This window comes from Streptococcus sp. 27098_8_86 (assembly GCF_041432595.1).
Lineage (GTDB): Bacteria > Bacillota > Bacilli > Lactobacillales > Streptococcaceae > Streptococcus > Streptococcus pneumoniae_F.
In genome coordinates this window covers 72,044-86,504 of sequence record NZ_JAPVZW010000004.1, presented here as the reverse complement: position 1 = coordinate 86,504, position 14,461 = coordinate 72,044, and the positions used below count along the sequence as shown (strand labels likewise).

The 14,461-nt window shown below is 38.2% G+C and carries 11 protein-coding genes; 3 read left to right on the top strand and 8 right to left on the bottom strand.

The genetic code is table 11. From position 1 onward, the window contains the following. Positions 1–46: 46 nt before the first annotated feature. A complete protein-coding gene (locus O3616_RS05225; RefSeq protein ID WP_033681684.1) occupies positions 47–790 on the bottom strand; it encodes a class A sortase in 744 nt (247 codons plus the stop codon). Beyond that, the gene (gene gyrA, locus O3616_RS05220) at positions 790–3,258 is read right to left on the bottom strand and encodes a DNA gyrase subunit A (RefSeq protein WP_371638295.1); all 2,469 of its coding nucleotides are present in this window, start codon (positions 3,256–3,258) and stop codon (positions 790–792) included. Before gyrA ends, O3616_RS05225 begins: the two co-directional genes overlap by 1 nt. A gap of 193 nt (positions 3,259–3,451) precedes the next feature. Between gyrA and O3616_RS05215 the strand changes: the two genes are divergently transcribed. Beyond that, positions 3,452–4,438, top strand: a complete 987-nt coding sequence (locus O3616_RS05215) for an L-lactate dehydrogenase (protein ID WP_023942623.1) — start codon at positions 3,452–3,454, stop codon at positions 4,436–4,438. Between the two features lie 681 nt (positions 4,439–5,119). Here O3616_RS05215 and O3616_RS05210 read toward each other — a convergent pair. Both O3616_RS05210 and O3616_RS05205 read right to left on the bottom strand, forming a co-directional pair. Further along, on the bottom strand, positions 5,120–6,355 hold the full coding sequence (locus O3616_RS05210) for a tetratricopeptide repeat protein (protein WP_371638294.1): 1,236 nt from the start codon (positions 6,353–6,355) through the stop codon (positions 5,120–5,122). Next, positions 6,345–7,511, bottom strand: coding sequence for an AI-2E family transporter (locus O3616_RS05205; protein ID WP_049511091.1), 1,167 nt, complete (start codon positions 7,509–7,511; stop codon positions 6,345–6,347). Before O3616_RS05205 ends, O3616_RS05210 begins: the two co-directional genes overlap by 11 nt. A gap of 153 nt (positions 7,512–7,664) precedes the next feature. On the opposite strand from O3616_RS05205, the gene O3616_RS05200 reads away from it, so the two are divergent. Next, positions 7,665–8,678: a lactonase family protein gene (locus O3616_RS05200; RefSeq protein WP_371638293.1), complete on the top strand. Its 1,014-nt coding sequence runs from the start codon at positions 7,665–7,667 to the stop codon at positions 8,676–8,678. Positions 8,679–8,960: 282 nt separating this feature from the next. Here the strand turns inward: O3616_RS05200 and tuf are convergent, their stop codons facing one another. Both tuf and O3616_RS05190 read right to left on the bottom strand, forming a co-directional pair. Further along, positions 8,961–10,157 carry an elongation factor Tu gene (tuf, locus tag O3616_RS05195; protein WP_001040726.1) on the bottom strand — a complete coding sequence of 399 codons (1,197 nt, stop codon included), beginning with the start codon at positions 10,155–10,157 and terminating at the stop codon, positions 8,961–8,963. Between the two features lie 206 nt (positions 10,158–10,363). Then, positions 10,364–11,473 (bottom strand): AI-2E family transporter, encoded by a 1,110-nt coding sequence (locus O3616_RS05190; protein ID WP_049551951.1) that lies wholly within the window; start codon positions 11,471–11,473, stop codon positions 10,364–10,366. 102 nt (positions 11,474–11,575) lie between these two features. On the opposite strand from O3616_RS05190, the gene pbp3 reads away from it, so the two are divergent. Beyond that, positions 11,576–12,817 (top strand): D-alanyl-D-alanine carboxypeptidase PBP3, encoded by a 1,242-nt coding sequence (gene pbp3 / locus O3616_RS05185; RefSeq protein ID WP_371638292.1) that lies wholly within the window; start codon positions 11,576–11,578, stop codon positions 12,815–12,817. A gap of 189 nt (positions 12,818–13,006) precedes the next feature. Here the strand turns inward: pbp3 and sdbB are convergent, their stop codons facing one another. Both sdbB and ccdA2 read right to left on the bottom strand, forming a co-directional pair. Beyond that, complete coding sequence (gene sdbB, locus O3616_RS05180) at positions 13,007–13,573, bottom strand: thiol-disulfide oxidoreductase-associated lipoprotein SdbB (protein WP_049493461.1); 567 nt, start codon at positions 13,571–13,573, stop codon at positions 13,007–13,009. Between the two features lie 11 nt (positions 13,574–13,584). Continuing rightward, positions 13,585–14,292: a thiol-disulfide oxidoreductase-associated membrane protein CcdA2 gene (ccdA2, locus tag O3616_RS05175; RefSeq protein ID WP_042751026.1), complete on the bottom strand. Its 708-nt coding sequence runs from the start codon at positions 14,290–14,292 to the stop codon at positions 13,585–13,587. Between the last annotated feature and the right edge of the window lie 169 nt (positions 14,293–14,461).

Genomic DNA, 14,461 nt, shown 5'->3' with positions numbered 1-14,461 from the left:
TATTAAAAGAATCAATGAAACTTAATCTTCACTGATTCTTTTAGAACTAATAAAATTGTTTATATGGTTGATTGAAGGCTGTCAAAATTTCGTCAGATGTTTGTGAATAATCTTTTGTTTCTTTCAAATCACCCTTTACAATGATCCGCTCAGTAGCTGCTGCATCCTCACAAGTTACTAAAGTAATTTCATCAACACCAGTTCGGTCATCAATTTCATCTACTCTATCTGGTGTAACTCGTTTCACTTCACTAATTTCATAGGTATACACTTTATTCTTATCTGTCAAGTGAATTTTCATCCCTTTTTTCGCACGATCTAGTGGAGAAAAAAGCATCTGACTAGCATTATCACCTGTGAAAATATGATGGCTAGCTAATGAATAATTCCCTTTACCCATTTCTTGGTCACGCTTCATGGTACCCGCACCATATAAAAGATTAACATTTGCAATCCCCTTAAAGATAGGTAAATTAATTTCAAGTTCAGGTATTGCAATTCCTCCGATAACAGGTAATTTTTGATTATCCCATTGAGAGGCTAAAACAGCTTCAGAGGAAATGGCTTTTACTGAATCAAAATCAAAATTTCCCTCTGTGTCCTGATTTTCTTCTATTTTTTCTTTTGATACTTGACTAACTTGGTATTTATTACTATTCCAAGCAATAAATGCATCACGAATCTTTGCATTAAAAATTAAAGCAATAGAGATCAGTATGAGAAATACAGCCAAGATATTTGTCAGCAGATTTTTTCGTTTGATTTTCTTATTATTCTTTTTATGAGACATTATGCTTCACCTTCTGTTTCGTTTTCTGCCCCAACTTCTTCTTTTTCTGCCGCTGCAACCGTAGTAAAGGTTACAATTTTAGCATCTTGGTCCAGGCGCATCACTTTAACTCCCATAGTTGAGCGACCTGTTTGTGAAATATTGGCAACGTTAGTTCTAATCATGACACCAGTATCAGTAATAATCATCAAATCTTCATCGCCTTTAACGGTCATAAGACCAGCAAGAGAACCGTTCTTTTCTGTAATCTTAGCGGTTTGCATCCCTTTACCACCACGACCTTTAGTTGGATATTCGGTCGCAACTGTGCGCTTACCATAGCCCTTTTCTGTGATGATAAGAACCTCGTCCTGGTCTGTAATCACACTAGCACCAACAACTGTGTCTCCGTCACGAAGGTTAACACCTTTCACACCAGTGGCGATACGACTCATACCACGAACAGCTGATTGATTAAAGCGAACTGAATAACCAAACTTTGTACCAATGATAATATCCGTGTCTTCTTCCGTCAACAATACATTAATCAACTCATCTTCATCCTTGAGGTTCAAAGCCTTGAGTCCATTCTGACGAATGTTAGCAAATTCCTTAACACTGGTTCTCTTCACAATACCATGACGGGTTGTGAAGAAGAGGTAAGCATCATCACTACGTTCTGATTCAACATTGATGATAGTCTGAATACTTTCGCCTTCATCCAATTTTAAAAGATTGACAATCGGTAATCCCTTGGCTGTACGGCCATATTCAGGAATTTCATAACCTTTAAGACGATAAACACGTCCTTTATTTGTAAAGAAGAGCAAATGATCATGCGTGCTAGTTGATACTAACTCTCGGACAAAATCATCATCCTTAACACCTGTTCCTTGAACACCGCGACCCCCACGTTTTTGAGCAGTAAACTCAGCTTGGTCTAGACGTTTGATGTAACCTTTGTTAGAAAGAGTGATCAAAACATCCGATTCTTCAATTAGATCCTCATCTTCAAGGCTTAAGACCTCACCGACCATCAATTCAGTACGACGTTGGTCACCAAACTTACGCTTGACTTCATCTAATTCATCCTTGATGATTTGAGAAACACGTTCCGGCTTAGCAAGAATATCTGCTAAATCGGCAATCAGAGCCAAGAGATCATCATACTCAGACTGAATCTTATCGCGTTCCAATCCAGTCAAACGACGAAGACGCATATCAAGAATGGCTTGACTTTGACGTTCAGAAAGCTTGAATTTACTCATCAACTCAGCTTGTGCTTCCGCATCCGTTTCACTAGCACGGATGATACGAATCACTTCATCGATATGGTCTAGCGCAATTAAGAGACCTTCTAAGATATGCGCACGCGCTTCTGCTTTTTCCTTATCAAAACGGGTACGACGAACAACCACTTCTTTTTGATGTTCGATATAAGCATCCAAAATCTGACGAAGGGACAAAATCTTCGGTACACCATTTTGGATAGCAAGCATATTGAAACCAAAGTTGGTTTGCATCTGGGTCATCTTGAAGAGGTTATTGAGGATAACATTTGCGGATGCATCTCGTTTGACCTCGATTACGAAACGAACTCCTTCACGGTTTGACTCATCACGGACTGCTGTGATGCCCTCAATGCGTTTTTCCTGAACCAAACGAACAATATGCTCATGCACCTTTGTTTTATTGACCATGTATGGAAATTCTGTTACAACGATGCGCTCACGGCCAGTCTTAGTTTCTTCAATTTCAGTACGAGAACGAAGAACAATAGAACCTTTACCAGTTTCGTAAGCCTTATGAATGCCTGATTTCCCCATAACCAGGGCACCAGTTGGAAAATCTGGCCCAGGCAAGACTTCCATCAAATCCTTAGTGGTCACTTCAGGATTGTCCATGACCAACTTCACAGCATCAATAGTTTCACCCAAGTTATGAGGTGGAATATTGGTCGCCATACCGACAGCGATACCAGTAGCTCCATTAACTAAAAGATTTGGAAAACGAGCTGGCAAGACCAAGGGTTCCCGTTCATTGGCATCATAGTTATCAACGAAATCAACTGTATTTTTGTTGATATCACGAAGCATCTCCAGAGCAATCTTGCTCATACGTGCCTCAGTATAACGCTGGGCGGCAGCACCATCACCATCCATGGAACCAAAGTTCCCATGACCATCTACAAGCATGTAACGGTAACTCCACCATTGAGCCATACGGACCATGGCTTCATAGATAGAGGAATCCCCGTGTGGGTGATATTTACCCATAACATCCCCTGTAATACGAGCAGATTTTTTATGAGGTTTATCTGGAGTAACACCCAATTCATTCATTCCGTAGAGAATCCGACGGTGAACAGGTTTCAAGCCATCTCGAACATCAGGAAGGGCCCGCGCTACGATAACACTCATGGCGTAGTCGATAAAGCTCGTCTTCATCTCCTTTGTCAGATTGACATTCACTAAATTTTTATCCTGCATTAATAAATGCCTCATTTCACTATTAGTATAAAATATATTATACCATAATGTCCGCCATATTTCAGGTATCTAAAACCACTAAAACGTTTACATCAAGAACTGCAAAGCATATCCGTGACAAAGCTTTTTAAAAGTGATAGAATTGAAATAACTGGGGAAATCCCTGAATAAAATTAAGGAGATGTTTAGAATAATGACTTCAACTAAACAACACAAAAAAGTTATCCTTGTCGGTGATGGTGCTGTAGGTTCTTCTTACGCTTTTGCACTTGTTAACCAAGGAATTGCACAAGAGCTTGGAATTATCGAAATTCCACAATTGCATGAAAAAGCTGTTGGTGACGCGCTTGACCTTAGTCACGCCCTTGCTTTCACTTCACCTAAAAAAATCTATGCAGCTCAATACTCTGACTGTGCAGACGCTGACCTTGTTGTAATCACTGCAGGTGCGCCTCAAAAACCAGGTGAAACTCGTCTTGACCTTGTAGGTAAAAACCTTGCTATCAACAAATCAATCGTAACTCAAGTTGTTGAATCAGGTTTCAAAGGTATCTTCCTTGTTGCTGCTAACCCAGTTGACGTCTTGACTTACTCAACATGGAAATTCTCTGGTTTCCCTAAAGAACGCGTTATCGGTTCAGGAACTTCACTTGACTCAGCTCGTTTCCGTCAAGCACTTGCTGAAAAATTGGATGTTGATGCTCGTTCAGTGCACGCCTACATCATGGGTGAACACGGTGACTCTGAGTTCGCTGTTTGGTCACACGCTAACATCGCTGGTGTAAACCTTGAAGAATTCCTTAAAGACACTCAAAATGTTCAAGAAGCTGAATTGATTGAATTGTTCGAAGGTGTTCGTGACGCAGCTTACACAATCATCAACAAAAAAGGTGCAACATACTACGGTATCGCAGTAGCTCTTGCTCGTATTACTAAAGCAATCCTTGACGATGAAAACGCAGTACTTCCACTTTCAGTATTCCAAGAAGGTCAATACGGAGTTAAAAACGTCTTTATCGGTCAACCAGCTGTTGTTGGGGCACATGGTATTGTTCGTCCAGTAAATATCCCATTGAACGACGCAGAAACTCAAAAAATGCAAGCATCTGCTAAAGAATTACAAGCTATCATTGACGAAGCATGGAAAAACCCAGAATTCCAAGAAGCTTCTAAAAACTAATTGTAACTAGGTTCTCATTAAATGAGAACTCCATACCGAAGACAAACATTATTCTAGTGTTTGTCTTTTTTATTTCTCCAGATCTCCTATCCTTAAAAAATTTGAAACCTCTACAAAATACTTTTCAATGCAAAAAAATTTCCCGCCCTGTTTTCCGTGGTTTTTCCGATCTAAGTCAATCTTAACTTCCACATAAACTTAGCTTGATTATCAAAACTTTGTGAGTATATTTGTGGTTATTGGATACGATTCAGTCATAGATGAAGGAAAATCAATAACTTGTCCAATCTGACTAAGAAAATGTTCTTGCTGAACGAGTTCATCTAGCGTGTAAAAGACAACCTGATTGCGGTTATTGTCTGGATTTTCTTTATGAAACATGGCAAACATCTCACAACTTTTCTGACATCTATTATACGACTTTAGAAAAAATGCCCTTAGAAACTTTTAATCTAAGGGCTTTGTTTTCAGTCTGAGTTTCTTATAAAATGAGAACTTTTCTTTTTATTGTTATAAAATCTAAGATTGTACTTTTAAAAATATTACTTATCTCACTTCTTATGTATTGTATTGTAAATTCGAATACAAACACAACAACTCAAATATACTCTCACCATACAATAGATAAAATAACCTGTAGATGATACTATGAAAAATGATAAGATATAGATTTAAAACATTTTATTCCTGCAATCTCTCATACAATTCTTGCATTTGTACATCATCTGGAACCAGTTTTAAGTAAGTTTGAGCATTGACTTTTGCTTCCTCAAAGTAGCCCAATTCACGCAAGAGATAGATATAGTGTTCCAGAAACTCTGGATTATCCTTTAAATCTCCTGCCAACTCTTGATAATGCTCGTAGGCAGTATCCAAATCGTCCATTTCTTGATAGGAACGAGCAATCATCCACTTGGTCAAAAGATTCTCTGGCTCATCATTTTGCAAGTCTAGAATGTCCTCATAACGTTCCTGTTCTAGATAAATAGTGGCTAGACGGAGTAAGATTTCTTCCGTATCCTCAGCGTCTTCTTTTGCAGTAAGGAGGTAGTTTTCTGCACCACTGGCATCATGCAATTCATAAGAAAATTGTGAAGCAGCCAGCAAGAGGCGAGTTTCAAAGGGATTTTTCTCTAAGCCTTGCTTAGTGATACGCAGGGCTTCTTGAACTTGATGTTCCTTATGTAAGGCCTGACTGTAACCATACTCATATCCTTCAAAATCAGGTGAAATGGTATCAAGTTGCTTAAAATAAAGGACAGCTTTTTGGTATTCTTCTCGATCAAAGTAAAGACTGGCCAACTCAAAAGCTGTTAGGTCATCGTATTCTAACTCCAGGGCTTTTTCTAAAAACTCTGTAGCTGTTTCAAATTTCCCTAACTGGGCATAGGCAAAGCCAATCCGTTGATAGGTAGAAATGCCTGTTTGCTCATAAATAGTACGATTATCTAACTGGGCATAACCTTGAATAGCTTCTTGGTAATTTTCCAACTCACTATCCAACTCTGCTAATCCCAATATCAAGAGAGGATCTTCTGAGTAAGTCAAGGCCTCCAATAATTTCTCACGCGCCACATCTGTCAAACCTTCCAGCTGGTAGAGGTCTGCTTTAAGTGCCAAAGCTGAAACATACCAGTCACTGTCTGCTTGGATTTCTTCAAGATAAGCAAAGGCTTCTTCGATTTGACCATCCTCGCTAGCAATTGCTGCTAGATTAAGATGAACCTCTGGAAAATCCTCTACAATTTTCAGGTAAATTTCCTTTGCCTGAGGATAAAAACCAATCCCTTCAAGATAAGTAGCTAACTCATACAGAAGGTCACTTGGATCATTTTCTAAAGCTTTGACGAAATAGTGCTCAGCCTTGGTTAAATCTTGCTCTTCCAAGGCCTGTAACATCTGTTGACTATTGTTCACTCTTGATTTCCTCTCCCTCTAGTTCATATAGGCCACTGACTACCTTATACCATTCAAAAATTGCTGAAATGACAACTTTAGCAGAGGCATAAACTGGAATACCGAGCAAGACTCCCCAGATACCAAACATGGATCCTGAAGTTAACAAGACAAAAAGAACATTAATAGGATGGATGTTTAATTGACTTCCCAAAATCAATGGAGAGACAAAACGGCCTTCAATAGTTTGTTCTACGATAAAGACAATCACTACTTTTAAAAGCATGACTGGCCCAGCAATCAAGCCCAATACTAGGGCAGGAAGCATGGCTAAGAAGCTACCCAAATAAGGAACCAGATTTAAAATACCAGCAGTAACCCCCAACGTAACTGCATAGCGTAAACCAATAATCTTGAAGAAGATGATAAACATTACTGCTACAATAATAGCCACTGTTACTTGTCCTCTAACATAGTTGGACAACTGTTGATTCACATCTGACAAAACCTGTCCTACAGGTTCCTTCAATTTCGTTGGCATGAATTGGGTTAAATAGTTACGCAAGCCTTTCCCATCACGCAAAAGGTAAAAGAGCATGAAAGGAACGATAATCAAGGCAACAATCACTTGAGATGCCCCGCTAATAAAGGCACTCACCCAATTGACTGCCTGAGATGAAACCTTACTTGCCCAAACTGTAGCCTGACTAGAGAAGTTTGTTAAAACTTGCTCTAATTGAGGTCTGAAATCATCTGGTAAACGCTTGGTGACCAAATCATTAACAACTCTGTCTGCATCTTCGAGGTAGACTGGAACATTCCTTGCAAAACTTAAAACTTGACGTTGCAGATTTGGAATGGCGACTGCCAAGCCCCAAATGATAAAGAGAGCGATGATGACAAAGACAATACTGATTGCGATGACACGATTAATCTTATGCTTCTCCATCCAATCAACGATAGGATTTAATAAATAATATAGCAAACCAGATAGAATGACTGGCAACATAACAACTGCCAAAAAGTCTAGAACCGGTGAAAATAGAAAACTAATCTTGCTTAAAATAAAAAGATTCAGTCCCAATAATAAGGTTACCAAAAATACCGTAATTGCCTTGTTATCCAAAAACCACTTGAAAAACCAAGATAGGCTAAAATGTTTCTCTTTTTGCTCCATAAATACTTCCTTTCTATTGTTCTCTCATTATACCATTTTTAAATCAAAATAACTCTTTTTTAAAGTGCTTACATTCCATTGAATTGCACCGCATAGCATATTATAAATTCATTTTGTGATATAATAGACTTATCTTTATAAAGAGGTAAAGTTATGAAAGAAACTGTTTATTTTGGAACTTATACACGTCGGACTTCCCAAGGGATTTACAAGGCAGACTTCGATACAGAAACTGGTCAGCTTTCAAATCTAGAACTTTTTGCAGCTGAGCCAAGTCCGACCTACCTTGCCTTTGACCAACACCAACATTTATACACTGTTGGTAGTCAAGACGATAAGGGGGGGATTGCAGCCTATCAAACTGATGGAACCTTATTAAATCATGTCGTGGAAGAAGGAGCTCCCCACTGTTATGTTGCCGTTGATGAAAAGCGTGATTTGGTGTACGCAGCAAACTACCACAAGGGACAGGTCCTTGTTTATAAACGTCAGGAAGATGGTCGTCTTCTACTTAGTGATGTGGATCAACACAGTGGCCAAGGTCCACATGAAAATCAAGCTTCTCCACATGTTCACTATACAGATTTAACACCTGATCACTATCTAGTGACTTGTGACTTGGGAACTGACCAAGTCATCACTTATGATCTTGATCAAGAAGGAAAATTATCTAAACTCTATACCTATCACAGCCAGCCAGCAGCAGGCTCACGCCATATTATTTTCCATAACCATTATAAAATTGCTTATCTCATTTGTGAACTTAATAGCACTATCGAGGTTCTAATCTACGATGGTGTTGGCGAATTTGAACGCATGCAAGTCATTTCAACTCTACCAGACGGTTATGAAGGCTTTAATGGTACTGCTGCTATTCGTCTCTCTAAAGACGGTAAATACCTCTACGCTTCTAACCGTGGTCATGATTCTATCGCAGTATATACAATCCTTGCGGACGGTAGTTTAGAGTTGTTAGAAATCGTTCCGACTCATGGTAAGACTCCACGTGATTTTGATTTGACACCGGATCAAGAATTTATCATTGCTATCCATCAAGACTCTGACAATGCAACCGTTTTTAAACGCAATCCTGAAACTGGTCGTCTTGCAGAACTTTCTAATGACTTCCATGTCCCAGAAGCGGTCTGCATCAGATTTGCTAATTAACATAATTATAACTGACCAACTAACGGAGCTACACACCAAAGACAAACATCATTTTAGTGTTTGTCTTTTTTATATCTACAAATTACTCCCCCAAAAAAAGATGGAATCTTTCTCAAAACAATTTTTCCATGAAAAGTAAAAATATTTCACAGCCATCATTTATTTGTCTCACACCTAACGGAGCTAGACGGACTAATAGTGACATAATGAAAAAGAACCTTGCAAAGCAAGATTCTTTTAGTGTCTGACTTAAATAATTGTTCTTCTGGGAACTAAATCGAATTAAGCTTCGATTTCTGTAACCATACCTGAACCAACAGTACGTCCACCCTCACGGATAGAGAATGTAGTACCTTGTTCTACGGCGATTGGGTGGATCAACTCAACGTCGATTGTCACGTTATCACCAGGCATTACCATTTCAGTACCTGCTGGAAGTTCGATTGAACCTGTAACGTCAGTAGTACGGAAGTAGAATTGTGGACGGTAGTTGTTGAAGAATGGAGTGTGACGTCCACCTTCTTCTTTAGTAAGGATGTAAACTTCACCTTTAAATTTAGTGTGTGGGTTGATTGAACCTGGTTTAGCGATAACTTGTCCACGTTCGATTTCGTCACGTTGAACACCACGAAGAAGGACACCTACGTTATCTCCGGCAAGACCTTCGTCAAGTTGTTTACGGAACATTTCAACACCAGTAACAACTGCTTTTTGAGTTTCTTCTTTGATACCAACGATTTCGATTTCGTCGTTGACTTTAACGATACCACGGTCGATACGTCCTGAAGCAACTGTACCACGTCCAGTGATTGAGAATACGTCTTCGACTGGAAGAAGCAATGGTTTGTCAGTGTCACGTTCTGGTTCTGGGATGTACTCATCAACTGTGTTCATCAATTCCATAACGATGTCTTCGTATTTAGTGTCACCTTCAAGGGCTTTAAGAGCTGAACCTTGGATAACTGGAAGATCGTCACCTGGGAAGTCGTATTCTGACAATAGGTCACGGATTTCCATTTCAACCAATTCAAGCAATTCTTCGTCGTCAACCAAGTCAACTTTGTTCATGAAGACGATAAGGTGTTTAACACCAACCTGACGTGAAAGAAGGATGTGCTCACGAGTTTGTGGCATTGGTCCGTCAGTTGAAGCTACTACAAGGATAGCTCCGTCCATTTGAGCGGCACCAGTGATCATGTTTTTAACGTAGTCCGCGTGTCCTGGAGCGTCGATGTGAGCGTAGTGACGTTTTTCAGTTTCGTACTCAACGTGCGCAGTGTTGATTGTGATACCGCGTTCGCGTTCTTCTGGAGCAGCATCGATAGACGCATAGTCTTTAGGTTGGTTAACTGATGAAGGCAAGCGACGTGCCAAAACAGTTGTGATAGCTGCAGTTAGGGTAGTTTTACCGTGGTCAACGTGTCCGATAGTACCAATGTTAACGTGTGGTTTACTACGATCGTATTTTTCTTTTGCCATTTGAGTAAAAGCCTCCAATAAAATATATTTTATAGATAGACAGTAGGCAATACAGTCTAACTTTCCTTACTATTTTATCAAATTTCAGCTAAATTGCAAGTGTTTTACAAAGTTTTTGTGAATTATTCTTAATCTACTAATCTAAACGGCACTTCCACTCCTATCATTTGCCTAAATAAAAAGAAAAATCAGGAATTTCCTGACTTTTACTTAGCTAATTCTCTTTCTCGTTCTTTCATTATTTTATGATTTTCATACAAACGTGATAAAAACTTAGAAATTTCTTTCAAGATAGAATAGGTTGGTACTGCGACAATCATGCCAATGACACCATAGATATTACTTGATAACAAAAGCAATACTAAAATCGTAATTGGATGAACCTTCATTACCCCACCAACGATTCGAGGGTAGAGGATATTTCCATCCACTTGTTGAATAATTAGCATATAAACAACTGCAATCAGCATTCTATGAGGATCAGTAAAGACATTAGCGATAATCATTGGAATCAAGCCAATACTTGGTCCTACATAAGGAATGAGATTGGCTAATCCTGAAAAGATGGCGAAGACCAAAGCATATTTTAAACCAATAATACTATATCCAATAAAGGCCAAACACCCAATAATAATCGCATCAATTGCAACTCCACTAATATAGCGAGCAATTGTCGCATTCAAATTCTTTAATAGGCCTGCAATATGTAGCTTATCTCTCTTTAAAACAGTACGTTCAAGCATCGGCAAGAACTTGTTACCGTCTAACAAAAAATAAATTAAGAACACAGGGGTCATGATAATAATCAAAACGGTACTAAAGAGCGCAGATAAGACACTTCCAACACTATTCGTCACACTATTTAAGATATTTTGTAGAATATCTACATAGGATAGATTTAATTGTTGAATTGTCGCTTGAATATCTATATTTTGAAAGGCTGGATAAGTAGATAAATCCACAATCAAATCTTGCAAACGACTATAAATTGTCTGACTTGTTGCTATCAAACTGGTCAACTGATTAATCAAAATCGGTAAAAGATAAACTACCCCAATAACTAGCCCCCAGACCAAGGTACACAAGGTTAGTAAAATACCAATGATACGGTTAATTTTGAAATACTTTTGTAAAAAATTTACAATAGGATTGGTCAAATAATATAAAAAACCACCTAAAAGAAAGGGAATCATTATAGTGTTTGCAACGCTTACAAAAGGTGTAATAATCGCTCCCATCTGTCTCCATAAATAGAAGATGATGGTTAATAGTAAAATCTCACTGGTCCAAAAAAATAATTTATTCTTACGAAACATGAAGTACCTCCATTCATCTATTTTACCACACTTTCAAAAAAGCTTCTTTCTTCTATCATGAAACTGGGAATATTTTTTTCTTTATGATAGAATAAACTTACTATGAAAAAAATAATTTTAACTCTTTTAAGCCTTTCCATTATTGGCTCAGCATCTACTGTTGCTGCTCAAGATTTTAATATTGCTGCTAAACATGCAATTGCTGTTGAGGCAAATACTGGTAAAATTCTCTATGAGAAAGATGCAACCCAGCCAGTTGAAATTGCTTCAATCACAAAGTTAATTACTGTTTATCTTGTCTATGAAGCCTTGGAAAACGGCAGTATTACACTATCAACTCCGGTAGATATTTCTGATTATCCTTACAAATTAACGACAAATTCTGAAGCGAGTAACGTTCCTATGGAAGCTCGTAATTATACCGTCGAACAACTACTTGAGGCAACCCTGGTATCTAGCGCCAACAGTGCGGCTATTGCGCTAGCTGAGAAAATTGCAGGCTCAGAAAAAGATTTCGTCGATATGATGAGGGCAAAGCTCTTAGAATGGGGAATTCAGGATGCCACTGTTGTCAATACGACGGGTCTTAACAATGAGAGTCTAGGTGATAACATTTACCCAGGCTCTAAAAAAGATGAGGAAAATAAGCTCAGCGCTTATGATGTCGCTATCGTTGCTCGCAACCTCATAAAAAAATACCCACAAGTCTTAGAAATCACGAAAAAACCTTCTTCTACTTTTGCTGGAATGGCAATCACTTCTACCAATTACATGTTAGAGGGTATGCCTGCTTATCGCGGTGGTTTTGATGGATTAAAAACAGGGACCACAGATAAGGCTGGAGAGTCTTTTGTTGGTACTACTGTCGAAAAAGGCATGAGGGTTATCACAGTTGTTTTGAATGCGGATCATCAAGACAATAATCCTTACGCTCGCTTCACAGCTACATCTTCACTAATGGATTATATCTCTTCTACATTCACACTTCGCAAAATCGTTCAGAAAGGTGATGCCTATCAAGATAGCAAAGTCCCTGTACAAGACGGAAAAGAAGATACAGTCACTGCTGTTGCTAAAGATGATATTTCTCTAATTGAACGTATTGGGAATCAATCTTCTCAATCTGTTCAATTCACACCTGATTCTAAGGCAATTCCAGCACCACTTGAAGCCGGAACAGTGGTTGGACATTTGACTTATGAAGACTCAGACTTGATTGGTCAAGGTTACATCACCACAGAACGTCCTAGTTTTGAAATGGTAGCAGAAAAGAAAGTAGAAAAAGCCTTCTTCTTAAAAGTTTGGTGGAATCAGTTTATCCGCTTTATCAACGAGAAGCTATGATATAATAAACTTCTTAAAGCTAAAAAATAAATATTATGTTTAAAGAAAAAGAAGGGGAATCTGTATAATACAGAACTCCCTTCTTTTTTAAACTTAATTTATTGATAGCAAAAATCCCCTAAATCTTAGATTAATACTATCTAAAATCTAGGGGATTGATTGTATAAATACTATTTTAAAATCTTGATTCTAGTTCATTTCTTTAAAGGCTGCTTCTGCATCCTCGTTGCTGATGACACCAAATTGAATCTTTCCAATCTTTCCTTGACTATCAATCAGGTATTCTGTAGGAATGCTTCGAATTTGATAAGCTTGGAAGGTGGTTCCTTTTGTGTCATAAAGTACTGGGATATCTTTATATCCTTGATCTTGGAACCATTGTGGAAATTGCTCGACAGTTTTTTCACCTTGAATTCCTGGTGCAATGACACTAAGAATTTCAAAATCACGATCTGGTTTCGCTGCTAATTCCATCAACTCAGGCATACTTTTCTTACATGGACCACACCATGAAGCCCAAAACTTCAAGTAGACTTTTTTCCCCTTATAATCAGATAACTTAACTTCTTTACCATCCATAGATTGCAAGGTGAAGTCTGGAGCATCTTTTCCAACAGCAATTTGTTGTACAGGCGTTTGTTGCTGTTGTTTTGGGGATTGTTCTGGTGCTTGAGTCTTTTTAGTCTCTTCCTCGCCACAGGCCATCAATACAACTAGTGACAAGAGGCTTAAGCCAGCAAACATTACTTTTTTCATCTTTTTCTCCTTTATTCAAAAATTCCAGCTAGAACATTTACTTGTCCTAATAGTAACAAAATTCCCATTAAAATAATGAGGAAACCACCAATTTTCTTAAGTAGCATCATATGGCGCTTGAGTTTACTAAAATAAGGCATCACTACGCCTGAAGCTAGAGCCAAGACCAAGAAAGGAATGGCCATTCCCAGAGTGTAAATAAGAGTATAGATAGCTCCTTGCCAAGCGCCATTACCTCCAGAAGCCGCAAGTGCTAAGACAGAACTTAAAACCGGCCCAATACAAGGCGTCCAACCAAAGCTAAAGGTAATACCAAGTAAAAAAGCTGACCAATAACGATTAGAATCTGATTTTTTAAAGGTAAAGCTTTTTTGAACCTCTAATTTCTTAAAATGAAAAATTTCCATCTGGTGAAGGCCCAAAATGATAATAATTGTTCCCATGACATATCGAAACCAATTGGCATAGAGAATATTACCAAAGTAACCAGCACCAAATCCTAAGATAAAGAAAATGAGAGAGATACCTGCAATAAAGCAAAGTGTTCGAATCAAACCTGACCAGGCAACTTTTTTCCCAAATAATGAAAAACTTTTTGCACTATCCTGATCATCCAATAAGATACCAGTATAGACAGGTAACAGAGGGAAAATGCAAGGGGAAAAGAAGGACAAGATCCCTGCTAGAAAAACAGAGATTGAAAATACTATCGTTTCCAATAAAGAACCAACTTTCTTAATAATTCTAATTCTATTTTACTATAATCAATTTTATTTGTATGATTTCTGCTACGCAAATTGAACTATGCAATCTTTTAATTATCTTTTATATCTCTAGACAATTCTAATTTTGCATCAGTTTTGCTCCCTAAGAAAACATAAAAAATGA